Annotated in this window: 36 protein-coding genes; 26 read left to right on the top strand and 10 right to left on the bottom strand. The window is 62.9% G+C overall.

From position 1 onward, the window contains the following. Positions 1-107: 107 nt before the first annotated feature. The 18 genes from NITMOv2_RS18165 to NITMOv2_RS18080 all read left to right on the top strand — a co-directional run bounded on the left by NITMOv2_RS18165 (position 108) and on the right by NITMOv2_RS18080 (position 12,023). Entirely contained in the window at positions 108-647 is a 540-nt protein-coding gene (locus NITMOv2_RS18165) for a YeeE/YedE thiosulfate transporter family protein (protein ID WP_053381214.1), read from the top strand. Then, positions 644-1,174 carry a YeeE/YedE thiosulfate transporter family protein gene (locus tag NITMOv2_RS18160; protein ID WP_053381213.1) on the top strand — a complete coding sequence of 177 codons (531 nt, stop codon included), beginning with the start codon at positions 644-646 and terminating at the stop codon, positions 1,172-1,174. The genes NITMOv2_RS18165 and NITMOv2_RS18160 overlap by 4 nt, the downstream gene beginning before the upstream one ends. Continuing rightward, positions 1,171-1,593 (top strand): OsmC family protein, encoded by a 423-nt coding sequence (locus NITMOv2_RS18155; RefSeq protein WP_053381212.1) that lies wholly within the window; start codon positions 1,171-1,173, stop codon positions 1,591-1,593. Before NITMOv2_RS18160 ends, NITMOv2_RS18155 begins: the two co-directional genes overlap by 4 nt. Continuing rightward, positions 1,590-2,768 (top strand): sulfite oxidase, encoded by a 1,179-nt coding sequence (locus NITMOv2_RS18150; RefSeq protein WP_053381211.1) that lies wholly within the window; start codon positions 1,590-1,592, stop codon positions 2,766-2,768. The genes NITMOv2_RS18155 and NITMOv2_RS18150 overlap by 4 nt, the downstream gene beginning before the upstream one ends. 87 nt (positions 2,769-2,855) lie before the next feature. Then, complete coding sequence (locus tag NITMOv2_RS18145) at positions 2,856-3,476, top strand: c-type cytochrome (RefSeq protein WP_145976417.1); 621 nt, start codon at positions 2,856-2,858, stop codon at positions 3,474-3,476. A 31-nt stretch (positions 3,477-3,507) separates the two neighbouring features. Beyond that, positions 3,508-4,521: a c-type cytochrome gene (locus NITMOv2_RS18140; RefSeq protein ID WP_053381209.1), complete on the top strand. Its 1,014-nt coding sequence runs from the start codon at positions 3,508-3,510 to the stop codon at positions 4,519-4,521. Between the two features lie 114 nt (positions 4,522-4,635). Then, positions 4,636-4,995, top strand: coding sequence for a DsrE family protein (locus NITMOv2_RS18135; protein WP_053381208.1), 360 nt, complete (start codon positions 4,636-4,638; stop codon positions 4,993-4,995). A gap of 180 nt (positions 4,996-5,175) precedes the next feature. Continuing rightward, positions 5,176-6,039, top strand: a complete 864-nt coding sequence (ppk2, locus tag NITMOv2_RS18130; RefSeq protein WP_053382149.1) for a polyphosphate kinase 2 — start codon at positions 5,176-5,178, stop codon at positions 6,037-6,039. Between the two features lie 10 nt (positions 6,040-6,049). Continuing rightward, the gene (locus NITMOv2_RS18125) at positions 6,050-6,622 is read left to right on the top strand and encodes a c-type cytochrome (RefSeq protein ID WP_145976416.1); all 573 of its coding nucleotides are present in this window, start codon (positions 6,050-6,052) and stop codon (positions 6,620-6,622) included. Between the two features lie 379 nt (positions 6,623-7,001). Continuing rightward, positions 7,002-7,583, top strand: a complete 582-nt coding sequence (locus NITMOv2_RS18120) for a Tll0287-like domain-containing protein (RefSeq protein WP_083448171.1) — start codon at positions 7,002-7,004, stop codon at positions 7,581-7,583. Positions 7,584-7,829: 246 nt separating this feature from the next. Then, positions 7,830-8,141: a YtxH domain-containing protein gene (locus NITMOv2_RS18115; protein ID WP_053381206.1), complete on the top strand. Its 312-nt coding sequence runs from the start codon at positions 7,830-7,832 to the stop codon at positions 8,139-8,141. A 9-nt stretch (positions 8,142-8,150) separates the two neighbouring features. Then, a complete protein-coding gene (locus NITMOv2_RS18110) occupies positions 8,151-8,363 on the top strand; it encodes a hypothetical protein (RefSeq protein WP_053381205.1) in 213 nt (70 codons plus the stop codon). Position 8,364: 1 nt separating this feature from the next. After that, positions 8,365-8,799 (top strand): thioredoxin TrxC, encoded by a 435-nt coding sequence (trxC, locus tag NITMOv2_RS18105; protein WP_053381204.1) that lies wholly within the window; start codon positions 8,365-8,367, stop codon positions 8,797-8,799. A gap of 162 nt (positions 8,800-8,961) precedes the next feature. Next, on the top strand, positions 8,962-9,447 hold the full coding sequence (locus tag NITMOv2_RS18100) for a hemerythrin domain-containing protein (protein WP_053381203.1): 486 nt from the start codon (positions 8,962-8,964) through the stop codon (positions 9,445-9,447). Positions 9,448-9,457: 10 nt separating this feature from the next. Further along, entirely contained in the window at positions 9,458-9,889 is a 432-nt protein-coding gene (locus NITMOv2_RS23635; protein ID WP_145976415.1) for a c-type cytochrome, read from the top strand. Then, positions 9,886-10,215 carry a c-type cytochrome gene (locus NITMOv2_RS18090; protein ID WP_053381201.1) on the top strand — a complete coding sequence of 110 codons (330 nt, stop codon included), beginning with the start codon at positions 9,886-9,888 and terminating at the stop codon, positions 10,213-10,215. Before NITMOv2_RS23635 ends, NITMOv2_RS18090 begins: the two co-directional genes overlap by 4 nt. 365 nt (positions 10,216-10,580) lie before the next feature. Continuing rightward, positions 10,581-11,534, top strand: a complete 954-nt coding sequence (locus NITMOv2_RS18085) for a hypothetical protein (RefSeq protein WP_053381200.1) — start codon at positions 10,581-10,583, stop codon at positions 11,532-11,534. A 198-nt stretch (positions 11,535-11,732) separates the two neighbouring features. Beyond that, positions 11,733-12,023 (top strand): BrnT family toxin, encoded by a 291-nt coding sequence (locus NITMOv2_RS18080; RefSeq protein ID WP_053381199.1) that lies wholly within the window; start codon positions 11,733-11,735, stop codon positions 12,021-12,023. Between the two features lie 172 nt (positions 12,024-12,195). Here the strand turns inward: NITMOv2_RS18080 and NITMOv2_RS18075 are convergent, their stop codons facing one another. The 7 genes from NITMOv2_RS18075 to NITMOv2_RS18050 form a co-directional block, all read right to left on the bottom strand. Continuing rightward, entirely contained in the window at positions 12,196-15,009 is a 2,814-nt protein-coding gene (locus tag NITMOv2_RS18075) for a bifunctional acetate--CoA ligase family protein/GNAT family N-acetyltransferase (protein ID WP_083448169.1), read from the bottom strand. A gap of 103 nt (positions 15,010-15,112) precedes the next feature. Then, positions 15,113-15,475 (bottom strand): c-type cytochrome, encoded by a 363-nt coding sequence (locus tag NITMOv2_RS18070; RefSeq protein WP_053381198.1) that lies wholly within the window; start codon positions 15,473-15,475, stop codon positions 15,113-15,115. Positions 15,476-15,506: 31 nt separating this feature from the next. Beyond that, positions 15,507-16,364: a universal stress protein gene (locus tag NITMOv2_RS18065; protein WP_053381197.1), complete on the bottom strand. Its 858-nt coding sequence runs from the start codon at positions 16,362-16,364 to the stop codon at positions 15,507-15,509. A gap of 28 nt (positions 16,365-16,392) precedes the next feature. Beyond that, the gene (locus NITMOv2_RS18060) at positions 16,393-17,058 is read right to left on the bottom strand and encodes a phosphoribosyltransferase (RefSeq protein ID WP_053381196.1); all 666 of its coding nucleotides are present in this window, start codon (positions 17,056-17,058) and stop codon (positions 16,393-16,395) included. A gap of 13 nt (positions 17,059-17,071) precedes the next feature. Continuing rightward, the gene (locus tag NITMOv2_RS24080; RefSeq protein ID WP_187299260.1) at positions 17,072-17,230 is read right to left on the bottom strand and encodes a hypothetical protein; all 159 of its coding nucleotides are present in this window, start codon (positions 17,228-17,230) and stop codon (positions 17,072-17,074) included. Between the two features lie 62 nt (positions 17,231-17,292). Continuing rightward, positions 17,293-17,766, bottom strand: coding sequence for an Hsp20/alpha crystallin family protein (locus tag NITMOv2_RS18055; protein WP_053381195.1), 474 nt, complete (start codon positions 17,764-17,766; stop codon positions 17,293-17,295). Positions 17,767-18,013: 247 nt separating this feature from the next. Continuing rightward, positions 18,014-18,559, bottom strand: coding sequence for a Cif family virulence factor (locus NITMOv2_RS18050; protein WP_053381194.1), 546 nt, complete (start codon positions 18,557-18,559; stop codon positions 18,014-18,016). A 716-nt stretch (positions 18,560-19,275) separates the two neighbouring features. Here NITMOv2_RS18050 and NITMOv2_RS18045 point away from each other — a divergent pair. Continuing rightward, on the top strand, positions 19,276-19,515 hold the full coding sequence (locus tag NITMOv2_RS18045) for a hypothetical protein (protein WP_053381193.1): 240 nt from the start codon (positions 19,276-19,278) through the stop codon (positions 19,513-19,515). 15 nt (positions 19,516-19,530) lie between these two features. Here NITMOv2_RS18045 and NITMOv2_RS18040 read toward each other — a convergent pair whose 3' ends face one another. Beyond that, the gene (locus NITMOv2_RS18040) at positions 19,531-20,124 is read right to left on the bottom strand and encodes an MlaC/ttg2D family ABC transporter substrate-binding protein (protein ID WP_053381192.1); all 594 of its coding nucleotides are present in this window, start codon (positions 20,122-20,124) and stop codon (positions 19,531-19,533) included. Between the two features lie 122 nt (positions 20,125-20,246). Here NITMOv2_RS18040 and NITMOv2_RS23630 point away from each other — a divergent pair, with 122 nt between their 5' ends. The 6 genes from NITMOv2_RS23630 to NITMOv2_RS18015 all read left to right on the top strand — a co-directional run bounded on the left by NITMOv2_RS23630 (position 20,247) and on the right by NITMOv2_RS18015 (position 22,913). Further along, positions 20,247-20,399, top strand: a complete 153-nt coding sequence (locus NITMOv2_RS23630) for a CapA family protein (protein WP_145976414.1) — start codon at positions 20,247-20,249, stop codon at positions 20,397-20,399. 125 nt (positions 20,400-20,524) lie between these two features. Next, entirely contained in the window at positions 20,525-21,130 is a 606-nt protein-coding gene (locus NITMOv2_RS18035) for a YybH family protein (RefSeq protein ID WP_145976413.1), read from the top strand. A gap of 21 nt (positions 21,131-21,151) precedes the next feature. Continuing rightward, the gene (locus NITMOv2_RS18030; RefSeq protein WP_053381190.1) at positions 21,152-21,733 is read left to right on the top strand and encodes an NAD(P)H-dependent oxidoreductase; all 582 of its coding nucleotides are present in this window, start codon (positions 21,152-21,154) and stop codon (positions 21,731-21,733) included. Between the two features lie 94 nt (positions 21,734-21,827). Beyond that, a complete protein-coding gene (locus tag NITMOv2_RS18025) occupies positions 21,828-22,088 on the top strand; it encodes a type II toxin-antitoxin system HicA family toxin (protein ID WP_053381189.1) in 261 nt (86 codons plus the stop codon). Next, a complete protein-coding gene (locus NITMOv2_RS18020) occupies positions 22,085-22,306 on the top strand; it encodes a type II toxin-antitoxin system HicB family antitoxin (protein WP_053381188.1) in 222 nt (73 codons plus the stop codon). The genes NITMOv2_RS18025 and NITMOv2_RS18020 overlap by 4 nt, the downstream gene beginning before the upstream one ends. A 244-nt stretch (positions 22,307-22,550) precedes the next feature. Continuing rightward, positions 22,551-22,913, top strand: coding sequence for a hypothetical protein (locus NITMOv2_RS18015; protein WP_053381187.1), 363 nt, complete (start codon positions 22,551-22,553; stop codon positions 22,911-22,913). Between the two features lie 64 nt (positions 22,914-22,977). Here NITMOv2_RS18015 and NITMOv2_RS18010 read toward each other — a convergent pair whose 3' ends face one another. Further along, positions 22,978-23,814 (bottom strand): hypothetical protein, encoded by an 837-nt coding sequence (locus tag NITMOv2_RS18010; RefSeq protein WP_053381186.1) that lies wholly within the window; start codon positions 23,812-23,814, stop codon positions 22,978-22,980. Positions 23,815-23,975: 161 nt separating this feature from the next. Beyond that, entirely contained in the window at positions 23,976-24,920 is a 945-nt protein-coding gene (locus tag NITMOv2_RS18005; protein WP_053381185.1) for a glutathione S-transferase family protein, read from the bottom strand. A 239-nt stretch (positions 24,921-25,159) separates the two neighbouring features. On the opposite strand from NITMOv2_RS18005, the gene NITMOv2_RS18000 reads away from it, so the two are divergent. Then, a complete protein-coding gene (locus tag NITMOv2_RS18000) occupies positions 25,160-25,351 on the top strand; it encodes a hypothetical protein (protein ID WP_053381184.1) in 192 nt (63 codons plus the stop codon). Positions 25,352-25,376: the final 25 nt, after the last annotated feature.

Raw genomic sequence — 25,376 nt, 5'->3', positions numbered from 1 at the left:
TCGATGGTTTGTTTTGTTTCTTTGGTTGAACCAAACAAACCGGACAAACCAGGCAAACGAGACCGGTACGTAGGTGAACAAGATTTCACAAGCGAGCGGGGTTACCAATGACGCATGACGAACAACGTGCGGTTCCCGCGCTCCCCTGGTGGGCCGGCGGCCTCGGCATCGGGTTTGTCCTCTTGATCGCCGTCGCGTTGGTGCAGCCGATCGGCGTCTCGACGCAGTACGTGGTGCTGGACGGTGTGGTGCTGCATGCGCTGTTTCCTGAGCTGGCCGAACACAGCGCCTATTTGATGGAGGCGGGCGGAGCCTGGACCTTGGCCACCTATGAGTTCTTCTTCGTGGCCGGCATCCCGCTCGGGGCATTCCTCGCCGCCTGGACGACGAAACGATTCACGACCAGAGTGGTGCCGGAGGAATGGTCCCGCCGCTTCGGGGCTTCGCCCGCTCGCCGGTTGTGGTGGTCCTTCGTCGGAGGATTTCTGCTCTTGTTCGGCGCCCGTTTCGGAGGAGGCTGTACCTCCGGCCACATGATCAGCGGAGTGTCGCAACTCGCGGTCAGCTCGATCCTGTTTTCCGCGGCGCTCTTCGCGAGCGCGGTGCTGACCGCGCGCTGGCTCTACGGCGAGGGAGGGCGGGTATGACCGCATGGGCGGGACTTGCGCTCGGCGCCGCGTTCGGAGCGCTACTCCAACTGTCCGGCGCGTCGAGTCATACGAAGATCACCGACGCGCTGCGGCTCAAGGACTGGACCATCATCAAACTGATCCTGGCGGCGATCGGTGTCGGGCTGCTCGGGGTGCATCTGTTGGATGCGTTCGGCGCGGCGCACATGAAGGTGAAGGATCTGTATCTGCCAGGCGTCGTCATCGCCGGCGCCATCTTCGGCGTGGGATTCGCCCTCACCGGCTACTGTCCCGGCACGGCCCTGGCCGCTGCGGCGGAAGGAAAACCCGATGCCTGGCTGACGATCGCCGGTGGATTGTTCGGCGCGTTGGCCTTCGCGTTTCTGGTTCCGGAATTGGAAGGGGCCCTGTTTGCGCTCGGCCGCTTCGGCGGGATCACGCTCCATGGCTCCTTGGGCGTGCCGGGCCTGGCGCTCGCGCTGCCCTTGAGTCTCGCCTGCCTGTGGTTGGCGATGCGGCTGCCCGAGCCGAGGAGGAACCTATGAAACTCTCGGTCACCTATCACGGCGGTACACGCTATGACATCACGAGCGGCTCGCATCGCGTGGTGACGGACCAACCGGTCGAAGACGGCGGGCATGACGCCGGCATGAGTCCGGTCGAGCTGTTCGTCGGGTCGTTGGCCGGCTGCGTGGGCTATTTCGTCGGCCGGTTCTGCGCGCGGCATCGCATCCACTGCGACGGACTGCGGGTCGAGGCCGAATGGGAGATGGCGGAGGGGCCGCATCGGGTGGGATCCGTGTCGTTGGCGATTCATCTGCCGCATCGGATCACGGCGGAGCAGAAAGAACGGCTCTTGAAGGTGGCTCACGGCTGCACGGTCCATCAGTCGATCGCGGTGGCGCCGACCGTCGGCATCACGCTGAATCCGCCTCCGCCACACGACGCGAAGAGCGCATCATGATCCGGTCGCGGCGGGATCTATTGGAGCGGCTGTGGCAAGGCCTGGCGGCTGCGTTCGTGGTCCATCGGGCGTCGCCGTCCGCGCAGGCGGCGCACGACGAGGCGGGCCGGAGCGCCACGGGACCCCTCATCGCCCGCGTGACCAGGCCGTATGACGCGGAAACGCCCGTGCGCGAGTTCGCGTCGTTTCTGACGCCGGCGCATCGGTTTTTCGTGAGGAGCCATTTTGGGCCGCCTCCGCCCGACACGATCTCCGAAGACCGGTGGACCGTGCGGGTGGGAGGTTTGGTCGACCAGCCGCAGGAGTTTCGACTGGCGGACCTGCGGCGGATGGAGGCGGTGAGGGTGACGGCGGTGCTGCAATGCAGCGGGAACGGCCGAGCCTTCTATCGACCCCGGACGCCCGGCGTGCAATGGGAGCGCGGCGCGGTCGGCAATGCGGAATGGACGGGGGTGCGGCTGCGCGACGTGCTGCGGCGCTGCGCGATACGGAGCGGCGGGAAGCACGTGCGGTTCAAGGGCGCCGATCGGCCGGTGGTGGAGACGGTGCCGCTCTTCGTCCGCAGCATTCCGGTGGAGAAGGCGCTGCATCCGGACACGATCCTCGCCTACGAGATGAACGGGCGTCCCCTTCCCTTGCTGCACGGCGCGCCGCTGCGCGTGCTGACGCCGGGCTGGATGGCGGAGTCCTGCATCAAATGGCTGACGGAGATCGACGTGGAGGCGGACGAAGCGCAGGGGTACTACATGCAGACGGCGTATCGCGTGCCGGCCATGCCGGTGAGGCCCGGCGAAACGGCCGGCGGGCCGTCCGTGCCGGTAGAGGAGATGGTCGTCAAATCGCTGATCGTGGCGCCTCACGATGGGGAGACGATGCCGGCCCGCGCGGTGACGATCCAAGGCGTCGCATGGGCCGGCACCGCGCCGGTCGTCCGGGTGGACATCTCCTTGGATGAAGGCCGAACCTGGGAGCCTGTACGGCTGTTGGGACGCGAACAGCCGTATGCCTGGAGGCAATGGCAATTCGTCTGGCAGGCCAAGAAGCCCGGGCGGTACACCATCCTCTGTCGCGCGACGGATGCGCGGGGGGAGGTGCAGCCGGCCATGAGCCCGTGGAATCCCAGCGGGTTTTTATGGAACGGCTGGGATCGCATCACCGTCGAGGTGACGGCTTAAAGGGGACTGGCTCCGCCGTCCCCGGCGGTGCCTGTCCCCGTCTTCGTGAAGCGTGAAGAGAGAAGCGTGAAACGTAAGGCATAAGGCGTGAAGCGTAAGAAGGGAAGAGTCGACGCGCTGATGATCGTTGCCGGCTTCTTGGCTCTCGTGCTGAGCACCTGGGCGCAAGAGGACGACCTGACGACGCTCGGCGCCGCATGGGCGCCGCGGGCGGAAGGCTTGATCGCCGCCCGTTGCTCGGTCTGCCATAGCCCTGATTTGATCACGCAACAGCGGCTGCCGCGCGATCGCTGGATGGCGACGGTCGACAAGATGGTGCAGTGGGGGGCCCAGGTGTCGCCCGAGGAGGCGGCTCTGCTCGTGCGGTATTTGTCGGCGCGCTATCACCCCGGTGCCCCCGAGCAGCTCGCGCCTGTCGAACTGGATCATGGGAAGGCGGAGCCGTTGGCCCCTGGCGACACGTCGGAGGGCCCGGTCGCCGGCGTGGCGGGCCGCGGCGCCGCTCTCTTCGCGCACAACTGCCAGGCGTGCCATGGCAGCGGCGCGATGGGCGGCATGGGGCCGAAGCTCGCGAAGAATCCGATCCTCAAACACGAGGACCTGTTCTGGGAAACGGTGTTGCACGGTCGTGGTCCCATGCCGGCCTGGGGTTCGGCGTTGAGCCATCAGGACATCGCGGACATCCATGCGTGGCTGGCAGAGCAGTGAGGAGATGGGGTGATTTACGAAAGGAGTAATTATGCAGGGTCTGAACAGGCCGGCGCTCATCGGGGTCGCGGTCGTCGCTGTGGTCGGCGTGATGTCGTTCCCGCGTCTGTTGCTGGGCGGTGGTCAGCCGCGCGCGAAGGAATTGCTCCAGCAGGCCTGCGTCCAATGCCATCGCCTGGAAGGCCGGCCCGATTCCCGGTTCAACTTGCGCGCGCCCGATCTCATCTGGGCCGGCAGCAAGTACCAGCGGCCGTGGCTCATCCGCTGGCTGACCGGCAAGGAGCCGCCGCTCTACGCCAAAGGCTACCGCTGGGATCTCAGCGAAGGGCCGATGAAGCATCCGGTCGTCACGGAATCGGAGGCGGAGGCGATCGCCGACTACTTCGACAAACACAACAAGGATCCGCGCGTGAAAGTCGGCGCGTTCGACGTCGCCAAGGTGACCAAGTTCGAAGCCTCGTTCGGCGGCGTGGCGTACAAGGCGCACGCCTGTCTCGGCTGTCATACCATCGAAGAGCAGGGCAAATTGATCGGCGGCCCGCAGAGCGTGGCCTTGGAAAGGGCCGGCCGGCGGTACAATATGGATTGGCTGTATCGGTTCGGATTGAACCCACAGGATTTCGCGCCGCACAGCGGAGAATTCCTGGCCGATGCGACCGATCCGCAACTGCGCGCGGTGCTTGGGTTTCTGGCAGTGCAGGGCGTGCCGGGTTTCAAATATTATGAACCCTGGACGGCACCTGAGTTCGGCAAAGCCAGCGTGGGCCGCGGCAAAGTGATCTACAAAGAATATTGCGCGCAGTGCCATGGGGCGAAGGGAAAGGGCGATGGGCCGGCCGCCTCGGGCCTGGAGCCCAAACCGGCGATCCATGCGAATATCGACTTCAATCAGGTGTCGGTCGAATATCTGTACAACATGATCAATCACGGGGGCGCCGCCATGGGCAAATCCGCCAACATGCCCTACTGGGGGCTCACCATCGGCCAGCAGGGGGTGGCCGACGTGATGGCGTACTTGAAAGCGACGTTCAAGGGACCGCAGTAGGAATGGACGTGAAGCGTGAAGAAAGACGACTAACTGCATTCACGAAATACGCTTCACGAGATACGAGATACGCACAAGACACGAGATACGACTAACGAGCGATGGAGGATAGGAATGGCCAGTTTCATCATTTCCGGCAGTCGAGGCACGGACGATCCGACGATGGCGACGCTGCCGTTCATGGCGGCGAAGACGGCCAAGGAGCAGGGGCACGACGTCGTGCTCTGGCTCTGGAACGAAGCGGTGACGCTGGGACGGAAGGGCACCGCGGACCATGTGAGCGGGGTGAATCTCACACCGTTGAAAGATCTGCTCGCGGCCGTGCAGGCGGCCGGCGTGCCGATCTGGGTCTGCGGAGCCTGCGCGGTCGCGCGCCAGATCGGCGGGTCCGACTTGGTGGCGGGCGCCGCCATCAAAGGCATGCCGGAGTACATCAAGGCGGTGGCGGAGCGGGATCGCAACGTGGCCTTCTGATTCCAATGGGCGAGCACAAAGGGGGATCCCATGTCAGATGAAAACGACGCGAGCGACAAGTCGCCTCCACGCAAAGAGCGCCATGACGGCGATGGCGCCAAGCTGGCTGAAGAACTGGAGCGCATTCCCACCGTCGTCCCGCGCGAGGGAGACGGGTATCGCGCCCGTCAAGACGGCGGAATGGGGCAGGATGGACGCCGGCTGACCGAGGAGGATCTGCGCCGCGTCAACACCCGCAAAGGATTGATTCAGCTGCTCCAGAATCGCTCAGTGGACTTGACCGAGGTGCGCAAGACGCTGCTCTACGAAGAAGAGCTGCGCGCGCTGCAAGTGGAATTGGTCCGGCTGCAGCGGTGGGTGCAAAGCGCCGGACAGCGCATTGCCATCCTCGTGGAAGGCCGCGACGCCGCGGGCAAAGGCGGGACGATTCGACGGTTCACCGAACACCTCAATCCGCGGGCCATGCGGGTCGTGGCGCTGCCGAAACCGACGGACGAGGAGCGGGGGCAATGGTATTTCCAGCGCTACATCCGCCAATTGCCGAACAAGGGCGAGATCGTCTTCTTCGACCGCAGCTGGTACAACCGTGCGGTGGTCGAGCCGGTGATGGGGTTCTGCAGCAAGAAGGACCACCAGCGGTTCATGCAGCAGGTGACCGAATTCGAGCACATGCTCTATGAAGACGGCGTCGTCATCATCAAATTCTGGTTTTCCATCTCCAAAGAGGAGCAGCTCAGGCGGTTCGAAGCCCGGCGCAACAATCCGCTCAAGCAATGGAAGTTCAGCGCGGTCGATGAAAAGGCCCAGGAGCTGTGGGACGACTACACCCGCTACAAGGAAGAGATGTTCAGCAAGACCCACACGACGTTCAGTCCCTGGATCATCGTGAAGGCCAACGACAAGCAGGCCGCCCGGCTGGAAAGCCTGCGCTACGTGCTGAATCTCCTGCCGTACAAAGGCAAGGAACAGGCGCAGATCCGGCTGGCTCCGGATCCGAACATCGTCACCAGGTTCCACCGCGAAATGGTGGAGCTGGATCTATAGCTCGTGACGCGTGAAGCGTGATGCGGGCGAACGAAGGGGGTGGATCGTGCGGCAGTGGGGAACTGTGTCGGCGGGCGTGGTGCTGCTCGTTGCGGCGACATCGGACGTGATCGGAGCCGAGCGCCACATGATGCAGCCGCGCGTGCCGGCGGACCAGCTGGCCGAAGCGCGTGCGCTCACCAACCCGCTTCCTGAATCGCCCGAGACGCTGGCAACAGGGAAGGCGCTCTACAACGGTAAAGGGACTTGTTTCAATTGCCACGGCAGGGACGGGATGGGCAACGGTCCCGCAGCCGCCGGCCTCGATCCGGCGCCGCGCAATTTTCATCATCATGGATTCTGGCGCCATCGCACCGACGGGGAAATCTTCTGGGTCATCAAGCACGGATCTCCCGGGACCTCGATGATCGGCTTCGGCAGCGTGCTGAGCGACGAAGAAATCTGGTCGATCATCCAGTACGAGCGCACCTTCGCCGGCGGCCATGGTCGCGGCATGGGACGTGGAAGAGGGATGGATGAGATGGATCATCGGGGCCCAAGAGGCGGCCAGGGAGAATGTGAGGGGGAACGCTGCGGTCGCTAATGCCTCCTCATGCACGTGCCTAACGTCCTGAACACCGCCCCGTAGCGGCGTTCCCCACATCAGCACACTTTGCTGAGTCGTTTTGCGTCAGTATCCTTTCCTCCACTTCGATCCGTTTTCGCTAACACACCGGTTTTCCTACAGTCACTCGCGGACGCCCCTGCGCATCGGCAGGCATTGAGTTCGCAAGAAAGCAGGTAGAGACAAGTACTTGCCCGATCCACCGACCAAAGATGCGCCGGGCGGCCCGCGGGTCGCCTGCGGCGTGATCGTGAAGAAGTGAGCGCGAAGGTCGGAGAACTGAAGCCCTAGTACGGTCCGCGTCTCCCGGTTTCGACTTCCCGATGTCCTGCCCCGGCGCTGAAAGAGGAGGTGCCTCATGCCGTTTAGAAGCATCCTGCTCGCAACAACTGCGGTCATACTCTATCTCTGCGGTCCGGCCGGTGCCGCGTCGGTCGGCAAGGAGTCGGCCGCGGTTCCTGTGGAAACGGTCGTGGATTACATCCATGCCGTGCTGGCCTCCGACCGGACCTTTTATACGGTCCATGTCGTGGAACGCATGCAGCGTCGGGGTGTGATCGAGGCGTCGGAGAATTGGCGCTCGGCGAGCGCGTTGCCGCTGCCCGCTCAGTTCTTCCAGGAGTCGTCCAGCCTGGCGGCCCTCACGGGCGTGCAGGTGCGATACCGGCTCATCGCGCTCCATCCGATCAACAAGCAGAGCGGGCCTTCGACGGAATTCGAACGAAAGGGATTGGAAGCCGTCATGGCCGACCCCGACCGCCCGTATAAAGGATTCGTCACCGAAGGAGGAACCAGGCGCTTCGAGGCCCTCTATGCGGATCGCGCGGTCTCGTCCATTTGTGTCAGCTGTCACAACGCGCACGCGGCGAGCCCGAAACATGACTACAAGCTCAACGATGTGCTCGGTGCGGTCTTGATCTCCATTCCGGCTACGGAATGAGGATTATCATCTTGCGCATGCATCAGGGATAGAACCGCTCCAGCCCCTGTAGACGAAATGTTGTTGTCGCCTTTTGCAACAGCGGAGATTTCTTTCAGACCTGGAATGCCCCAGGGAGATACAATCGGTCTTTTCCTGCCTCTGCAACATCTTGTCAGATAGGGGGAATCGACAGTCTCTCTAGGCGATATCCTGGCATGAACCTCGCTTTTTCGACGGACAGGCTTTTCACAACGGAGGGGTGCCATGGACAATCAAAAGATGACTTGTTCGCCGCAAACCGTGATTCTCGCTTTTCTGGGAGGCGCCCTCGCCGGAGCCGTCGCTGGCGTCCTGCTCGCTCCCAAGTCCGGAGAAGAGACGCGGCGGGCGTTGAAGGGCTATGCCAAGAGAGCGGAGGAAGAAGTGATCGAGAAAGCCAAGGAGGCCCGGATCGCCCTCGATGAAACCATCGAACGCGGCAAGCAATTCATGGCCGAGAAGCGGGCCGATGTCGAAGCGGCCGTCAAAGCCGGCAAAGAAGCGATGAAAGAGCGAATGGAGAAGTGCTGTAGCTGAGGACAGAGCGTGCTGTCGATTCGTTTTCACGGCCGAGGAGGGCAGGGCGCCAAGACCGACGGAGAGGTCACGCACACCTATGTTCTGAAGCGTAAACCGGTGGAAGAGTACCTCAAGCTGCAGGGTCGCTTCCGGCATCTGTTCGAGCCGGCCAGGCAGGAGGAGGCGATCCGGCACATTCAAGAGCGGGTCGATGCCTATTGGCAATCGGTCGAAGGCTGACATGGATCGGAAGCTGCATCTCGTCTGTCCCCATTGCCGGAGCGTGAATCGGGTGCCGGCGGCTCGGCTGAGCGATCGGCCCAACTGCGGCCAATGTCATCAGCCGCTCTTCACCGCACATCCGATCGCGCTCACGTCATCCGACTTCGACCTCCATGCGACGCGCTCCGACATTCCGCTGGTGGTCGACTTTTGGGCTTCCTGGTGCGGACCCTGTCAGATGATGGCGCCGGCGTACGAACAAGCGGCGAAGCTGCTCGAACCGGCCGTTCGGCTGGCGAAGGTGAACACGGAGGAAGAGCAGGCCTTGGCGGCCCGTTTCGGCATCAGCAGCATCCCGACGCTGACGCTGTTTCGCGGGGGACGCGAGGTGGCGCGGCAGCCGGGCGCGATGGGGACGCCGGACATCGTACGGTGGGTGCGGGCCCATGTGTAATACGGCACGATGGGGGTATCGAGCGACGGTCCTGTGCGCACTCGTCACGGTGTTACGGACCTCAAACAAATCTTGCCGCGCCTGAACAACGTGCTCAAGGCCTGCGTGGCGTGCCACGTGGAATACAAAGTCCGCGATCCTTCCTGACTAGCGGGAGGCAGCATGACGGAGCAAGACACCATCAGGACCTACTACGAACGAGACCATGACCGGCTGGACGAGCTATTCACCACCTTTCAGCGACTGAAGCGATCGGATTTTGCCAGGGCCAAGGAGGCCTTCAAGGAATTCAAGGTCGGCCTGCAACGGCACATCGTCTGGGAAGAGGATCTCCTGTTTCCGCTGTGGAAGGAAAAGACCGGCATGTCCGAAGGCGGCCCCACCTTCGTCATGCGGGCGGAGCATCGCCAGATCGGCGCGCTGCTTGAGGCGATCCATCAGAAGGTCGCAGAAGGTGACCCGGAGAGCGACCGGGAAGAGCAGCAGTTGTTGGCCCTGCTCGGGGCGCACAACATGAAGGAGGAGCGGGTGCTCTATCCCTCGATCGACCACGTGACGACCGAAGACGAACGAACGCTCGTGTACCGGCAGATGCAGGACATTCCCGAGGACCGCTACCGCACGTGCTGCGGCACCCATTCACACTGAGGGAAGGACGATGCGACGGCGACGGGATGTCTCAGTGGGGGTGCTGATGTCCGTCATGATGTGTTGGGCCGTTTCTGACGCTTCGCCAACAATAGGAACGGCGCAGACTCTGTTAGGCAACGCCGAAGCCGGTCGCAGTGTCTTCAACGGCAAGGGGGTGTGCCATTACTGCCACGGGGTGGACGGCTATCGCGACAAGCGCCCGAAACTGGAAGTGGACACCGCTGCCTTGATCGCGCGCCTCAATCCGCCGCCATCCGATCTGCGTAATCCCAAGAGCCTGCGACTCAAGACCGACAAGGCGCGCGCCAAATTGATCCGTGAAGGACACGAAGGCACGGCCATGTTTCCGGATACGACGATGACCGACCGGGAGCTCGCCGACACGTTGGCGTATCTCGCGGTGCTCAGGCGCGAAGGCTCAAGAGGAGCGCAACGGTGAAGCGACGGCCCATCATGGCGATGTGTCTCCTCGCAGCCGCCGCCGGCGTGCAAGCGGCCCCATCCGGTCACACCGACAGCCGGACGTCTCCGGCCGGCGATCCAGCGAAAGGCGAGGAGCTGTACAACGCGAGCTGCGTCGTGTGTCACGGCCCGAGAGCGGCCGGCGGCATCGGCCCGCGGCTGGCCGGCAATCCGGTGTTGTCGAACGACAAGGCGTTCGACAGGATTCTGTCAGAAGGCCGGCACATGATGCCGCCGCTCAAGGATACCGTCACCTCGAAGCAACTCGCCGACATCCGGGCGTGGCTTCAGACGCTGCCATGATTCGCTGTGGCCCGCCGGCACCCTTGGGTTCCGGCCTCTTGACCGGGTTTCCGGCCGAGCGTAGAGTAAATCCGTCCGTTCAATAACCGCCTGTCTTCAGAGGTGGCGGCATGGTCTTCCGTGGAGCCCTCATCCAACGGCGCGACCCTGCCGAGTGCGGCCTCTTCTCCCTTACGCGGTCTTCCGACCAAGAGCGTGGTTGTCATTCGATTGCGCAGCCCCTGCTGCGCGCGTCCACAATCCCGTTCTCTTCCCTCGTCATCCATCCGTGGCCGGCGCCTCACGCCCCCCACGCACCTGCTCACCGTTCGCCGGCGGGCGGCGCGCTTGCCGCGTGCCGAGCTGCCTGAACAAAGGAGGTTCATATGTCATACCGATTCAACGCGCTCGATATCATCGTCGGCGTCGGCATGAGCGCCATCATGTTCGGGGCGATCCTGTTCTTCGTCGCCACGGCCGGCACGCTGCAAGCCGTCTCTCCGCAAGCCGTCTCCGCAGAACAGTTCTCCGACGATCCAAGCGGCATGGTCTGGCTCCAGCCGGCGCTCGGGCAAGCCATCGTGGATCGGATGCTGCTCGAAAGCCGGTTCAACGCCGCGCAGGCCGACGCGGTGTCGGAATGGAACCGGGCCACCATGGCGTACCACGATCTGCAGGCCCGCTTCGACGATCCCGTGGGCGGCGTGGCTCGTCTGGCGGTGGCGATGCCGGCTCAGCATCTCGCCCGCGTGCAGGGCGTGCTGGGACGGTCCATCGTCAACTTCACCAAGCGGGGAGTCCGAAGCGGACTGTTGTCGGGCGACCGCCTGGACTCGGCGTTCAATACGAGCATGATCGGCAAGACTGAGGCGACCGGGCTCCGGATGAACCGGGAGTTCGAGGCGAGCTGGCAACCGATGTTGGGCCAGGCGATCATCGATGCGGTCCGGCGGTACCGGCAGCAGAGCGCCGCCGTCCAGGAGCGGATGGGCGCGGCGATCGCGCACCTGACGTCCGTGGAAGCGGCGTCCGGTGAAGCGCTCGGCGAGAATCAACGGCAGTTGGCTGGTGCGATCATGGCCGCCGTCCGGACCGATGCTCTGTCCGACCGGCTGCAGCTGCTGGCGGCGCTCGAGTCGTTGCAGGACGAGCCTGCGGCGCGCTCTACTCAACCGGCATCCTGGCCCGACATTCCGCTCGGCTTGCTGATCGCCGCGGTCGTCGGGCTCGGCACGATTTTTATGGCGGGGCTGCTCCTGAGCGCGATGGCGCGCGAGGCCAAAGCGCAGGCGGAGCGGAACCGCGAGATGTCCCGTTGGGTGTATCGCATGGCATCGTAGCCATCTGTCATCGCTCTTGCATCGGATCCCGTCGAGGCGAGTGTGACTCGCCTCGACGGGCCGCAGAGACGGTGCCAAGAAAGAGAGTTCTGCTCCTGCCGCTGCCGTCCCTCCAGGCCAAGAATCCTGAGCGATGCCGGGAAGCCATAAACTGATATGGTAGAAAGTATTGCCTTGTGCTAGTCTGCGACGAGGCAGATGGCTCCGACGCGCTTCGAGTGGGATTCTGACAAGGACGCCGCCAATCGAATCAAGCACGGCGTGTCGTTTCAGCGAGCGCAGTACGCCTTTGCCGATCCTCGACGTGTCATCGCAAAGGATCTCACGCATAGCCAGTCGGAGGATCGCTTCTATTGCTTCGGCGAAGTGGACGGGGGCATTCTGACGGTGCGGTTCGTATATCGGGCTTCAGTGATTCGTATCATCGGCGCCGGGTATTGGCGCAAAGGGAAAGCGATCTATGAGCGCGAAAATCAAATACACCGATGAGCCGCTCGGAGAGATTCGGGTGATTCAAGACTTTCTTCCTTCGCCCGCCGAATTGGCTTTTCGCGAGGAGGGCGTCAAGGTGACTCTGGCGCTGAGCAAGAAAAGTGTCGAGTTTTTCAAGGCAGAAGCGTCACGGCACCATACCCAATATCAACGGATGATCCGTCGGCTTCTAGATGCCTATGTGGATAGGCAGTCTCATGCCGTGACGCGCCGTGCAGCCGGGGGTCGTCGCAAGCGGGCCGTCGACTAGCGTTCCCCCCTTCAGGCGGATTCTGGCATCCACGATGCGGCAGCCTTGGCCGGGCGGGAGGGCGAAGATCGGGTTGAAGTCGAGCTCGCCGATCTCGGGAAGCTCTTCGACCAGCCGGGAGACGCGCAACAGGACGTCTTCGATGGCCCCTACATCGGCGGCCGGATGTCCGCGGTAGCCGGTGAGCAGGCGAAAGCCCTTGATGCTCCGGACCATGTCGGACGCGTCGCGATCGCTTAAGGGCGTGACGCGAAATTGCACGTCGCCGAGGATTTCGACGTGGATGCCGCCCAGGCCGAAGGCGATCAACGGGCCGAACGACGGATCCTGCGTCATCCCGACCATCACCTCGACGCCTCCGGAGACCATCGGCTGAACCAGCACCCCTTCCATGGCCTCAACCTGCCCATCCTGAGCCAGCCCCGCGCGAATCGCCTCGAACGCGTCCCGAACGGCCGCTTCGCTCGTCAGGTTGAGGCGCACCCCGCCGAATTCCGTTTTATGGACGATCCGGTGCGAGGCCAGCTTGACGGCGACGGGAAATCCGATGCGTGCGGCCAGGACTGCGGCTTCATCGGCCGTGTGCGCCAGCCCGCCCGGTTGCACGGGCAATCCCGCCACGCTCAAGAGGCGCCTCGTCTCGTCGGTCGTGAGCCAGCCCGGCCCGCGCCGGGCCAATGCCGTCGAGCAAATGGCGCGGGCCTCCGGCAGACCCAGATCGTCGAAATCCACGATGGTGCCGGCCGGCTGCGCTCGCCAGTCGGCATAGGCAGCCGCTTTGCCCAGAACCAGCGCCGGCGTTTCCGGCAACCCGTACGCCGGGACGGTTTCGGAGGGCAAGCAAAAGGTTCGATCGGCGTCTCCTTCGGCCATCCAGCAGATGAGCACCGGTTTCGCCGCGGCGCCGCGCTTGCGTCCGTTCGCGATCCCCGCTTCGATTCCGCGGGCGATCGGTGCCTGGTCCTCCGCGGTCACGGAGGTATAGAGGACGATCAGCGCATCGATCTCGTCCGTCGCCAAGACCGTTTCGATGGACCGCCGATAGTGTTCCGCGCCGGCCGAAGCGATCAGATCGACGGGATTGGCCAGCGCGGCCGCCGCGGGGAGAAAGGTTGCGAGCGCCCGCTGTATCGCCGGTGACAGGGCCGGCACCGTCAGGTTCTGTGCCTCGCAGGCGTCGGCGCAGAGGATCGCCGGTCCCCCCGCGTTGGTAATGATGCCCACCCGCCGCCCGAGCGGCAAGGGTTGCTGGGACAAGCCGGCGGCCAGCGCCAACATGTCGTCCAACGTATCGGCGCGCAGGACGCCGGTCTGGCGGAACAAGGCGTCGACCGCCACGTCGCTCACGGCGAGCGCCGCGGTATGCGAGCCGGCCGCGCGGCCTCCGGACCGGCTTCGGCCGGCCTTCACCGCGACGATCGGTTTCCGGCGGCCGACGCGGCGGGCGATCCGCGCGAAGCGGCGGGGATTCCCGAACGACTCCATATACAGGAGGATGGCGCCGGTCGCCTCGTCTTCTTCCCAGTACTGCAGCAAGTCGTTGGTCGATACGTCGGCCTTGTTGCCGACGCTGACAAAGGACGAAATGCCCAGATGGGTGCGTCGCGCTCCGGCCAGGATCGCGAGGCCGATGGCGCCGCTCTGGGATGACATCGCGACGCGGCCCGCCGGTGGAAACAGCGGGCTGAACGTGGCGTTGAGCCGCACGTCCGGGTCGGTGTTCAAGAGGCCGAAGCAGTTAGGGCCGATCATCCGCATGCCCCGTTGGCGCACCGTCTCCACCAGGCGGGCCTGGAGCGCCGCGCCTTCCGGCCCCGCTTCGGCGAATCCGGCGGTGATGACGATCAGCGCCCGAATCTGCTTGGCCGCGCACTCCTGTACGACGCCCGGCACCGCGTCCCGCGGCACCACGACGACGGCCAGATCCACCGGCCCTGGAATGTCGCGCATAGAGGGATAGCAGCGGAGCCCGGCGAGCTCGGCGGCCTTGGGATTGACCGGATAGACGGCCCCGTGAAACCCGTTCACCGCGATCGCTTCCAGCAATCGGTAGCCGATGCTCGTGGACCGCCGCGAGGCGCCGATGACGGCGACCGAGTGCGGATGAAAAAAGGGCCGGAGGGAGGCGGCCGCGGCAAGCCGCTCCCGGACTTCCGCGCGGGCGACCGTCGTCTCGGTCGGGATCAGCGACAATTCGACGTGCATGTCGCCCGCTTCATAGGCTTCGCGCGCCGTAAAGCCGGATTCCCGGAAGACTTCCCGCATGGCGGCGTTCTCGGCATGCGTCACGGCCCAGAGGCGCGAGAAGCCGTGGCGAATGGCGAGCAAGGCCAGCCGTTCCAGCAGCAGCGTGCCCAGTCCCTTTCCGTGGAACGCGTCGTCCACGGCCATCGCGACTTCGGCCGTCTGCTCGTCCTTGGCCCAATAGGAGCCGGCGGCGATGATGCGCGCGTCGCCGTCGGCGATCCGCGTGACGAGCAGCGTCAGCTGGACGCGGGGACGGGATGAGTCGCACAGGGCCGCGATCATCTCATCCGGCGGGGCGCCCTCCGAAAAAAACCGATGGCGTCTGGACTCGGGCGACAGCCGGGCCACGAACTCACGCACGCGCGTCCGGTCCGCCGGCTGGGCGAGCCGGATGGCGGCCGTGGTCCCGTCGCGCAGGATCAACGACCCGGCTTCCGCGCGGTCGGCTTGCAACGGCGGGACATAGAGCGGACGAAGGTGTTTCATCGGCGGTGCCCTAGGGAATCAACCAGTCCGGCGCGAAGAGCAGGACGAACCCCAGTCCGGCCATCACGGTGCCGCCGGCCAGCTTCAGCCAGCGTCCGGCGCGTTAGCTCACGGAGTCGGACGGCGCGACGGATCGGATGTAGGACAGCACGTCCAGCATCTGCTGGTCGTTCAGCTTTCCCCGGAAACTGTGCATAGGCGTGAACAGCGCGCCGTTGGAAATGGTGACCAGCAATTCCCAGTCGCTCTTGGAGCGGGAAGCGGGCGAGGTGAGATTGGCCGGCCGGACGATCAGATCGTTGCTGTCCGGCCCGTTGCCGTCCAGCTTGGAGCCATGGCAGCGGAGACAATGCTGCTGATAGATCTGTTGGCCGGCGTCCGGATTTCCGCGCGGAATCTGGGCGACCGCCCATGAGCTTGTGAGCACAACCGCGCAGAGCGCGCCGACGAGGGGGGTGCGTGTCATGGGTTCTTCCTTCTCCGCCGTTCCAGCGGCGCTATCGGACGACGAGCACCGAGAGGCCGGCTCGGTGCACGATGCCGTGGGAGATGCTGCCCAACAGAAAGCGGTCGAGGCCCGTCCGACCGTGCGAGCCGACGACCAGGAGATCGTACGAGCGCGCCGCGTCGCACACCGCGGTGACCGGATCGCCGGTGCGGACTTCCGACGATGTGGAATAGTGCGGGCTCGCCAAGGCTTGCGCAGTACCGCGGACCAGTTGCTCGGCTTGGCGGATATTTTCTTCCACCAGTTTCTGCAATCCGATGACCGGATGCGGATCCAGCATCTGGAACGTCGGCACGACGCAGAGCACGGCGGCGGCCACCGGAGTCCTGAAGGGATGGGTCGTCAGCCAGGTCTGGACGCGCGTCGCGTCGGCGCGGCCCTCCACGGCGATGAGCACGCGGGACACCGGCGCCGCTTTCCGCTTGACGATGAGCGTGGTCGTGCCGCCATGAAGCAGCACATCGTGCGACACGCTCCCGACAAACAGCTCCGTCACCCGCGAACGATCGTGCGTGCCCACGACCACCAGGTCCGCCTTCAGCGCCTGTGTCTGATCGGTGATGAAGGAGGCCGCGTGATGGATGTCGCAGACGGTCTTGACCGAAGGGATGTCCGCCGGCAGCAGCGTCCGGGCGCGATCCACCACCCGCTGACCCGCGTCGATCATCGCTTGGCGGAATTCGTCGTACCCCTGCAAATTCACCGCCTCCGCCACCATCGGCGATTGGAACATGCCGAGGTCCACGCCGTGGGCGATCACGACTTCCTCCGGCCGGTAGAGCTGCCCCAACTGCTCCACTGCGGCGAAGGATTCCTCCGACCAATCGACGCCCGCGATGACTCTCATCAGTTCCCCTTATCAGTGACTGTGAACCTCAACGCACGTCGCACGGCCGCGTCCGGTAGACCTGCTCCGCTTGCTCCAGACAGCGGACGACGTCCTCATCCTCGACCTGCTGAAAATTGACGTAGAATTCCCCGACGGCGCCGAAGAACTCCGGGGTGGCGAGGATGACGGAATGGTCTACTAGGGCGCGGACCTTGGCGGCGGTCGACGGCGGCGACACGGGAATCGCCGCGATGATGCGGTCCGGCGCCAGTGTTCGGAGCGCCTCGATGGTGGCGAAGAAGGTGGATCCCGTCGCGATCCCGTCGTCGACCACGATGACGGTTTTGTTGTGCAGCGAAGGGAGCGGCTTGCCTTGCCGGTAGAGCGTTTGGCGGCGGGCGATCTCATGGCGCTGCGCCTCCACCAAGCCGGCGATATCTTCACGCGGGACGGTGCCCGCCGCGTCGGGATTGAGATACACAGAGCCGGTTTCGCTGACCGCTCCAATCGCATACTCCGGACACTCCGGGAGACCGATCTTGCGCGTGATGAACACGTCCAGCGGCAGATGCAGCGCCAGGCTGAGCTCGTGGCCGACCACCACGCCGCCTCGCGGGAGCGCAAGGATCACTGCGGCGGGATTGCCCCGAAACGCTTCGAGTTCTTTCGCCAGCAGAATTCCGGCATGCCGGCGATCGTCGAACAACACCACGCTCCCTCCCTTCTTACCCCAACGTGCCGCTTGTGACTCTGACCCCGATCAGGAACAGCGCCAACAACGCACTCGCGGCGACGAGCCACCATCCGAACCCATGGTGCTGCTGAGGCTCGGTCCGCCAATGGATGTCCCACGGAATGTCGAGGTAATCCGGATGGCGAATCATGGCGTCCTCCTTTCCAAGAAGGCTGAGGTTGAGGGAAGAGGCCTGAACCTGGACCTCGCTCCTCAGGCCACCTTCACCTCGATGGACTTCGGCTTGGCCTTCTCCGACTTCGGCACATGCACCTTCAGGATGCCGTCCTTGTATTCCGCGGCGACCTTCGCCCCATCGGCGTCCTCGGGGAGCGTGAAGCTGCGCATGAAGCTCCCGTACGCCCGTTCCACGCGATGGTATTTTTTCCCCTTTTCCTCCTTCTCGTATTTGCGCTCCCCGGAAATGGCGAGCACATTGTCCTGCACGGTGATCTTCACATCCTCCTTCTTGATCTCCGGGAGTTCCGCCTTCACCGTATATTCCTTGTCGTCTTCGGCGATGTCGACCAGCGGGGACCACTCGGCGACCGTCATCGCTTCCTTGTCGCCGTCGCCCTTGGCCGGCGACCTCCCCCACATGGTAGCCAGGCGTTTTTCCAGCTCCTCCAGATCTTTCCACGGATTCCAATGGCCCTTCAGCGGTTCCCACCTCGTCAGCGCGCTCATAACACCTCTCCTTTCGCGGGAAGAATAATAAATATGACTATGAACGCTTTTCCGACGTCATACACCTGTCATGAACCCGAAAATGCATCGACAATGCCACAGTGGCGATATCCGATGAACTAACTCTCCGGGGCAGGTTTTCAACGGGTTGGAGGGGGCGCCGGGACAAACAGGCACGGATCGTTGTCGCGTAACAGGGCAGGCCGCCACACGGCACTGTGGATTCTTTCAACATGGCGATCGTGCATCAGAACAAGGGATGCGGAGCGATGCCGAACTGGAGGATGGGTTGCACGTTCCCGCCGGCATGCCCGACGATTCGCCAGCGGCCGTTTTCCTTTCGGAGGTAATGCACCTCTTCATACCAGCTGTCGATCGGGGTGCGTAGCGTCGTCTGTTTCGAGGTGCCCCAGATGACGCCCGTACAGGTCATTTCCGCCGTGAGCTTGCTGGCCGGACCAAGCCGGCGGATCATCGAAAATGTATGGACGCTCTCCAATTCCTGATAGTGGTCGAACAGCTTGCGCCAAATGTTCCGGACGTCCGCCTTCTTCAGGCCGTGATAGTCGTACTCGTCCGAATACAAGACCATGACGCCGTCCAGATCGTGGGCTTGCATCGCCCGCTCGGCTTCCTCAAACGTGACTACCAGTTCGCTCACGGTTTGTTGGTCCACTTCCTGAATCGTGTTCGGTGTGAGCTGCGTCTTGGCTTCACCATTGGAGGCCGGCGACAAGCAGAGGCTAAGGGCCAGGCAGAAGATGGACAAGACAGGTATCGGATGAGTCGGCATCGGTAAGACCTCCTGTGGCTACGGCTCGTCGTGATGCGAGCACGGGTTCTGCAAGGAAGAGACCAACAGCCGGGCGTCTCTTGTCCGACAATCTCCTTGCGAATGGTAGGCCTGACGAAAGGAACGGGCGCGCCGAGAGATGGAAGTCTGTAGCGGAAATCAACAGGGTACGACGAGTCCCGTGGCAAATCGCAGCAGACCCGTGACAAACGTCCTCATCATGGGTGCGGCCCACACTACCACTCATTTATGGGAGTTCTCTGTAGGAAGGCAAACACCGGAGCGGAGGCAGGTCTAGAGAGCTTTGCATCTACTGTGGAGGTCTTTGGAGGGGCTTTAGGCTTCCCGCTCACCTGCGGGCCTGCTCACCGCCCCAGCGCTCGACCTCGATTCCCTTGAGTGTTCCTCTCACCGAGGCCTCCGCTCAGTTACCAGATAACGGCTGATTCCTCAGGGTCAATCCCGCTCATCATACTCCGGTGCGACAGCGAATCGTATCAAAAGAGGACAGGAAGTCCGTCGATGGCGGATCGGTTCTAAGAATCGATGCTGTACGATGAGACATAAAGCCAAGGGAAGTCGGCAGTTGCCGTCAGCAACAGACTTGCTGTCTTGTATAGGCGGTATGGCACACAGAATGCTTGTTCCATCCATGCCGAAATCGAAATCATGGAACCCCTGAGGGACGCGAGGCGAGAGCCGGAAGGGAGGGACGCATGCCGGTACCGAAGCACTTGGAAGACGCCGTGGCCAAGCTCAAGGAGGTGGAGTTCAGGATCGACGAAGCGCGCCAAGGACCCGTGACCTGTGAGAATCAAAAACTGTGGCTGGAGGCCTTGACCGACTATTGCCTCGCGCTCGCGGAGGTCCAGTCGTATAACAACGAATCCGTGCACGAGAAACTGCATGAGCTGGCGGGGCGGGTCGGATTGCGAAAATTTCCGGCGGCCACGTAGCGGGCTGACGGGCGGTCAGCGTTTCTCTTTCTGGTCTTCGGCGACGGTGCGGTTGCGCAATCGTGTGACGAGTTCCTCATAGGAATCCGATCGCATGATCTTTTCAAACTGGCTGCGGTAGTTTTTGACCAAGCTGACGCCGTCCACGATGATGTCGTAGGCGTACCATCGGCCGCTCTTATTGATGAGCCGGTAGTCCATCGGGATCTCCGTCTTCTTGGAGACCAGCTTCGTCCGGACTTCCGCATAGCGGCCTTCCAGCCGCTCGTTCAAATACTCCACCTGCTCGCCGGAATAGCCTTCGATCTTTCCGGCATAGCGATCCGAGAGGAACGATTTGAAGAGATCGACGAATTCTTTCTGTTGCGCCGGCGTGAGCTTGGGCCACTGGGCGGCCAACGCCCGCTTGGACATTTCGGCATAATCGAAGCGCTCGGCGATCACGTCTTCCAGCAGGCGGCGCCGCGGGGCGAGTTTGGCCGGGTCTTTCATCTTGGGGTCTTCGAGGATGCGGATCACTTCCGAGAGGGTTGCGCGGACGACTTCGGTCGGCGTCTCCGAAGCGGGCTGAGGCGCGCCGAAGGCGAGCGCAGCCCAGAAGACGCTCATCAATGCGCTCCTAATGAGGATGCCGGCGGACGCAGGGAGTAAGGTAAGCAATCTGTGCCTCGTCGGTCATCTTAACGGGAACAACGGGATGACCTCAATCGAGAATAAAGGTCCTTCAAGCGATGAAGATTGCGCTGACCGGCGACGTGATGCTCGGGCGCTTGGTGGATCAGTATGTCACCCAGAACCGATCCATCTGCCCCGAAGCTTTGTGGGGCGATGTGCTGCCCTCATGCTCGCAGCCGATTGCCGGCTCATCAACCTGGAATGCGTGATCAGCAGCGTGGGAGAGGAATTTCTCCTGCCGACACGGGGAGTTCCCACGGTCATTCAATATGGCGTGTTCGGCATCCGTCTTGCTGAGAGATTACAGCGTGCTCGCTGTACCTGGAACCGTCCGATGAGAAGTCTGCCGGCCGCCATAGTGCGCGTCCTAACCCTCGTAAGTGCGTCGCCCAGCACGAGCAGCAAGCCGGTCGCCCTGCTTGTGCTACTCGGACTGCTGGTTTCATTCGAATGGTCCGTTCCCGGACCGGTGGCCTCGGCCGTCGAAGTGTCAGCGGGAAGCTTGCCCGAACACGAGCGCAAGGCGATGAAGGAACTCGTGGCCGCCTTCGATCGGGCGGAGCAAGCTGTGCAGAAGGGCGACGTCGAGGCGCTGATGCCGTTTTATGCGCCGGCCTACAATTACCACGGACTGAAACGGTCCGATGTGGGGCGGGTGTGGGGGGAGGTCTTCGCGCATTATGGTGCGGTCTCGTCGAAGCATGTCTTCACGGAGGTGAAACTGGCGCAGGCGGGCGGCGTGAGCAAAGCGTACGTGACCTGCACCGGCGGCCTGTACGGGACCGAGAAACAGACGGGCAAGCCGGTGACGATCGATAGTTGGGTCCGGGAGATCCATTATCTGGTGAAGGAAAAGGGCGCCTGGCGGTTCTATGGCAATGCAGGAGGGACCGACCCTTCCGCGCCCGTTGCAAGCGCTCCACATCATCCTCTGTTCTGAATCATCGCGAGCGGCGAAACTATGAGCAGGCGCATTCTGATCATCCAAGGCCATCCCGATGCGTCACGGCGCCACTTCGGCCATGCGCTGGCGGACGAGTATGCCAAAGGCGCGGAGGACAGTGGGCATGACGTGAAGCGGATCGAGGTGGCGGCGCTGGAATTCCCGCTGCTGCGGACGAAGGAGGACTTCGAAAAGAGCCCGCCGGCTTCGATCATGGAAGCGCAGGAGGCGATTCGCTGGGCGGATCATCTCGTGCTGCTGTATCCGCTCTGGCACGGATCGATGCCGGCGCTGCTCAAAGGCTTCTTCGAACAGGTGTTCCGCCCTGGATTCGGCGCCGAGTATCAAGGCGGGAAGCTGCCGAAAAAGCTTCTTACCGGCAAGTCGGCCAGAATCGCCGTCACGATGGGTATGTCGGCGTTCGCCTATCGGTGGATCTTCCTGGCGCACAGCGTGAAGAGCCTCAAGCGGAACATCCTCGGCTTCTGCGGCATTCGTCCCATCCGGACGACCTTGATCGGCAACATCGAGAGCCTGACCGACAAGCGGCGAATGGCGTGGCTCGACGAGCTACGGGGCCTGGGCATGCTGGGGAAGTAGGTCTTCGTCCAATCCTGCCTCACCAAAAATTGACATGTCATTCTCTTCCCCCTAGACTCGCGCACAATCGTCCCCATGCCAATCAAGCCCCTACATGAATAAACAGAAATTACTCGTAAAGGCGCTGGCGGGATCAAAAAACTTGCGGTTCACAGAGGCCGTGGCCCTAGCGAAGGCCTTCGGATATCGATTGTCTCGGACCAGAGGAAGTCATCACATTTTTGTGCATCCCCGGGTTAAGGAACTGATTAACCTTCAAGAAGTCGGTGGAAAAGCGAAGCCCTACCAAGTGCGCCAGTTGCTTGATATCGTCGAGCGGTATAATCTAACTCTTGAAACCGGAGACGAGCCATGAAGGATTATCACATCAACATTTTTTATAGCGAGAAAGATAAAGGCTACATCGCCGACATTCCCGATCTCGAAGCCTGCTCCGCCTTCGGCAAGACGCCGGCTGAGGCTCTCCGTCAGGCGCAGCTCGCCAAGAAAGCCTGGCTCGAAGCCGCCCGCGCCGAACGCAAGCCTATTCCCCGCCCGCGCTATCGCCCTGCTATCTATCAGACCGGTACATAAACGGAGCTACTGCGGCTCCGTAGCTGGGAATTAAGAAGCCGGCTGCCACGGCCCTTTCCGGCCGCTTGACTCCATGATCCTCTCCGGGAGTATGCTTAAGCGTCGCCCGGGGGATCGTATGGAGCCGGGGTAAAGTCTTCCCACCGTTTCCGCGCGTCGTGCTCCCATTCCATGACACGCTCTCGTGCGGCCTTGAGCCGTCGGGGGCATTGTGTTGTCTCACGTCCAGCAAGGAGGTTGAACGATGAGGACCTCGCTGCTCATCATATCGGTGTTCATTGGTGCGATGGTGACCGCGTCCGCGGTCTTGGCGAATCCCGCCATGCTGCCCAAGCACGAAGGCTATCCGATGGGCAAGGCGGTCGATCCGGTGAATGGCCAGCCGCTGGCGAATGATCCGGGGCAGAGAAACGCGACCGGCGAGCGGTCGCTGACCGGGGCCGCCGCGTTCGGGTCCGATTCTCTCAGACAGAATCTGTCCAACATGAGCGACCAACGGCTGCTCGAAAAGCCGGGCGCCGGGCTGTTGCCGAAAGTGCAGGGGCCCAACATCAAGATCGAGCCGCCGGTGAAGGAGGCGACGAAGGTGAACGCCTCTCCGCAGTGAACGGAGGGTGACGACGCGTGGAGCGGAGGCCGGCTCCCGGCGCGAGTCCGGGGCCGGCCGTCCCTTATTTGTCCACGGTGAAATTCATCACCATGCCTTTCGCGGCATGGGAGTCGTGGGCGGCCGGATTGGGAAAGAGGCACATCATCGCGTAGCGGCCGGGCGAGAGCGAGGCGGAAAACGTCCCGCGTCCGCCCGGCTCGAGACCCGCCATGCCGCCCATGAGCTTGCCCGGCAGGGGCGACCGCTGCGGGGATCCGAACGCCGCCAGCATATCGTCCGTCGATGCGCCGGGATTGAGTTGCACGAGACTCACTTGATGCGCCTGATGGCCGCGATTCACGACGTAAAACGTGTGCGGCCCGCTGTCCACCTTCTGCACGACGACGAATTCGTAGTCGAACATCGCCATGTGGACGTTGCCGATGAATTCGGCATCGGATGGCGCGGTGTGCGTCACGCGCACCGTTTTCTGCATGCCGAGCGCGGCGTGGGGCCGCTGATCCTTCGTCGGGATGGCGCAGATGACCACATAGGTGCCCGGTTCGAGGTAGACCGTCGCTTCAGCCGTCTCGCCCGCCCCGACGCCGTTCGGTCCTCCCATATGTTTGGCCCAAGGGGGCACCTGCGCCTGTTCGCGGAGACTGGCCGCCAGATCCGCCGGCGATTTGTCGTCGGCCAACTTCAAGAGTTGCAGTTGATGCGGCTCCTCTCCTCGATTGTGGAGGCGGAGGGTCGTAAGCCCCGCCTGCAACTGATCGGGGCCCTCGAACCGGTCGTCCAGGGCCGCAAAGACGGCAACGGGTGGAGCAGCCAGGTCGGCCGCGCCGGCATCAGCAGCGGTGATTCCCGGCACGGCGGAGACAAGCACGAAAGCGAGGAAGAGAGGGCGAGTCATCATGATGTCCTCCCGCGATCACGAAGAAGAGGCAGGCACGTACGTTCACGACAGACGCACCGGAACGGTCGGACACGGTAGGCTTATACGCTTCAGGGGCGGATCATAGCAAGTAGGACCGAGCGCGATGACTGGTAACGACCCGAGTTGCCCGCAAGAAAGAGTCAAGCCAAGCGCGCCCGTCCATGCGGGCCGGTGAGATCCTGCTCGGGGCCGATCGGCACGATCCCGGTCGGGTTGATGTCGTCGTGGGTGATGTAATAATGGCGCTTGATGTGGTCGAAATTGACGGTCTCCGCGATGCCGTCGGTTTGGTACAGGTCCCTCAAATACCCGAACAGGTTGGGATAGTCGACGATGCGTCGCACGTTGCATTTGAAATGGCCGTGGTACACCGCATCGAAGCGCACCAGCGTGACGAACAGCCGCCAGTCGGTTTCGACGAACATCGAGCCGAAGAGATAGCGCCGGCTCGCCAGCCGGGCCTCCAACTGATCCAGCGCCTGGAAGAGCCGCCGCGCCGCCCGCTCGTACACGGCTTGCGAGGTCGCGAATCCCGCCCGGTAGACGCCGTCGTTGACGTTCTCGTAGATGAACGTGTTCAACTCGTCGATGTCCTTCCGCAGCCCTTCGGGATACAGATCGAGCGGGCTGTCCGTCCAGCGATTGAACTCGCCGTTCAACATCCGCATGAGGTCGTCGTCCGAATTGCTCACGATCTGCTTGGTGACCGTATCCCAGAGGACCGGCACCGTGACGCGTCCGGCATAGTTCGGATCCGTCGCCGTGTAGGCCTCGCGCAGAAATTGAAAGCCGTTGACCGCATCGTGCGAATGGCCCGGGCCTTCGCGAAACGCCCAGCCGCGCTCGTCACGGATCGGATCGACGGCGGTCAGGCCGATCACGTGCTCGAGCTGCTTGAGCTTCCGCACGATGATGGTGCGGTGCGCCCAAGGGCAGGCCCAGGAGACATAGAGATGGTAGCGCCCGGCCGCGGCGGGGAACCCCGAGCTCCCGTCGGCGGTGACGGACCGGCGAAAGGCGTCGGGCTGCCGAAGGAATTCGCCCGCCGTGCTTTGCTCATCCGGAAATTGCGCCTGAACGGTCATCGCGGCATCGGCTCGATCAGGAATGAAGTATGGTCTGACGGCGCTTCTTCGCTTCTTATATATCACAGAGTGAAATCACAGAGTGAATCCCGACCAGTAAGGATACGAGTTCCTGGTGGCTACGAATCGTAATGGTACTAGGGCCGCAAAAAAGGTCGGCGATGTAGGCCTTTGCTGATAGACAAGGAGCCCCTCTCGGCTATAGTACGCCAGACTTTTTTCGGCATCTGGAAGCCATCATGCAGGAAGTAAAACAAGCCGTCAGGCGGTTCAGCGAGTCGAGCCGGGCGCTCGCCAACCTTCTCAAGGAAAAGCGGAATATCAGTATGGATGACCGAATCAACATCGAAAATCATCTCGTCCTCGTCCAGCTTGCGCTGACCGCAACGAAGTATGATGAATCTTCGCGCCGGCGGCCGGTAAAGTCCTGAGGAGGTGCGTTCGTAAGATATTGAT

Origin of the sequence: Nitrospira moscoviensis, from assembly GCF_001273775.1 — a bacterium.
Taxonomy (GTDB): Bacteria; Nitrospirota; Nitrospiria; order Nitrospirales; family Nitrospiraceae; genus Nitrospira_D; species Nitrospira_D moscoviensis.
This window is presented reverse-complemented; position numbering and strand designations above follow the sequence as displayed.

Excerpts from the sequence above, each read along its gene's own strand:
- NITMOv2_RS18160 (WP_053381213.1), top strand. The coding sequence starts at position 644 with ATGACCGCATGGGCGGGACTTGCGCTCGGCGCCGCGTTCGGAGCGCTA.
- NITMOv2_RS18085 (WP_053381200.1), top strand. The coding sequence starts at position 10,581 with ATGTCATACCGATTCAACGCGCTCGATATCATCGTCGGCGTCGGCATG.
- NITMOv2_RS18005 (WP_053381185.1), bottom strand. The coding sequence starts at position 24,920 with ATGACCGTTCAGGCGCAATTTCCGGATGAGCAAAGCACGGCGGGCGAA.
- NITMOv2_RS18040 (WP_053381192.1), bottom strand. The coding sequence starts at position 20,124 with ATGAGCGTCTTCTGGGCTGCGCTCGCCTTCGGCGCGCCTCAGCCCGCT.
- NITMOv2_RS18010 (WP_053381186.1), bottom strand. The coding sequence starts at position 23,814 with ATGATGACTCGCCCTCTCTTCCTCGCTTTCGTGCTTGTCTCCGCCGTG.
- NITMOv2_RS18020 (WP_053381188.1), top strand. The coding sequence starts at position 22,085 with ATGAAGGATTATCACATCAACATTTTTTATAGCGAGAAAGATAAAGGC.
- NITMOv2_RS18075 (WP_083448169.1), bottom strand. The coding sequence starts at position 15,009 with ATGAAACACCTTCGTCCGCTCTATGTCCCGCCGTTGCAAGCCGACCGC.
- NITMOv2_RS18155 (WP_053381212.1), top strand. The coding sequence starts at position 1,171 with ATGAAACTCTCGGTCACCTATCACGGCGGTACACGCTATGACATCACG.
- NITMOv2_RS18165 (WP_053381214.1), top strand. The coding sequence starts at position 108 with ATGACGCATGACGAACAACGTGCGGTTCCCGCGCTCCCCTGGTGGGCC.
- trxC (WP_053381204.1), top strand. The coding sequence starts at position 8,365 with ATGGATCGGAAGCTGCATCTCGTCTGTCCCCATTGCCGGAGCGTGAAT.
- NITMOv2_RS18030 (WP_053381190.1), top strand. The coding sequence starts at position 21,152 with ATGAGCAGGCGCATTCTGATCATCCAAGGCCATCCCGATGCGTCACGG.
- NITMOv2_RS18035 (WP_145976413.1), top strand. The coding sequence starts at position 20,525 with ATGAGAAGTCTGCCGGCCGCCATAGTGCGCGTCCTAACCCTCGTAAGT.
- NITMOv2_RS18100 (WP_053381203.1), top strand. The coding sequence starts at position 8,962 with ATGACGGAGCAAGACACCATCAGGACCTACTACGAACGAGACCATGAC.
- NITMOv2_RS18150 (WP_053381211.1), top strand. The coding sequence starts at position 1,590 with ATGATCCGGTCGCGGCGGGATCTATTGGAGCGGCTGTGGCAAGGCCTG.
- NITMOv2_RS18050 (WP_053381194.1), bottom strand. The coding sequence starts at position 18,559 with ATGCCGACTCATCCGATACCTGTCTTGTCCATCTTCTGCCTGGCCCTT.
- NITMOv2_RS18080 (WP_053381199.1), top strand. The coding sequence starts at position 11,733 with ATGGCTCCGACGCGCTTCGAGTGGGATTCTGACAAGGACGCCGCCAAT.
- NITMOv2_RS18120 (WP_083448171.1), top strand. The coding sequence starts at position 7,002 with ATGCCGTTTAGAAGCATCCTGCTCGCAACAACTGCGGTCATACTCTAT.
- NITMOv2_RS18015 (WP_053381187.1), top strand. The coding sequence starts at position 22,551 with ATGAGGACCTCGCTGCTCATCATATCGGTGTTCATTGGTGCGATGGTG.
- NITMOv2_RS18115 (WP_053381206.1), top strand. The coding sequence starts at position 7,830 with ATGGACAATCAAAAGATGACTTGTTCGCCGCAAACCGTGATTCTCGCT.
- NITMOv2_RS18070 (WP_053381198.1), bottom strand. The coding sequence starts at position 15,475 with ATGACACGCACCCCCCTCGTCGGCGCGCTCTGCGCGGTTGTGCTCACA.
- NITMOv2_RS18055 (WP_053381195.1), bottom strand. The coding sequence starts at position 17,766 with ATGAGCGCGCTGACGAGGTGGGAACCGCTGAAGGGCCATTGGAATCCG.
- NITMOv2_RS18065 (WP_053381197.1), bottom strand. The coding sequence starts at position 16,364 with ATGAGAGTCATCGCGGGCGTCGATTGGTCGGAGGAATCCTTCGCCGCA.
- NITMOv2_RS23630 (WP_145976414.1), top strand. The coding sequence starts at position 20,247 with ATGAAGATTGCGCTGACCGGCGACGTGATGCTCGGGCGCTTGGTGGAT.
- NITMOv2_RS18000 (WP_053381184.1), top strand. The coding sequence starts at position 25,160 with ATGCAGGAAGTAAAACAAGCCGTCAGGCGGTTCAGCGAGTCGAGCCGG.
- NITMOv2_RS18045 (WP_053381193.1), top strand. The coding sequence starts at position 19,276 with ATGCCGGTACCGAAGCACTTGGAAGACGCCGTGGCCAAGCTCAAGGAG.
- NITMOv2_RS18140 (WP_053381209.1), top strand. The coding sequence starts at position 3,508 with ATGCAGGGTCTGAACAGGCCGGCGCTCATCGGGGTCGCGGTCGTCGCT.
- NITMOv2_RS23635 (WP_145976415.1), top strand. The coding sequence starts at position 9,458 with ATGCGACGGCGACGGGATGTCTCAGTGGGGGTGCTGATGTCCGTCATG.
- NITMOv2_RS24080 (WP_187299260.1), bottom strand. The coding sequence starts at position 17,230 with ATGATTCGCCATCCGGATTACCTCGACATTCCGTGGGACATCCATTGG.
- ppk2 (WP_053382149.1), top strand. The coding sequence starts at position 5,176 with ATGGGGCAGGATGGACGCCGGCTGACCGAGGAGGATCTGCGCCGCGTC.
- NITMOv2_RS18135 (WP_053381208.1), top strand. The coding sequence starts at position 4,636 with ATGGCCAGTTTCATCATTTCCGGCAGTCGAGGCACGGACGATCCGACG.
- NITMOv2_RS18025 (WP_053381189.1), top strand. The coding sequence starts at position 21,828 with ATGAATAAACAGAAATTACTCGTAAAGGCGCTGGCGGGATCAAAAAAC.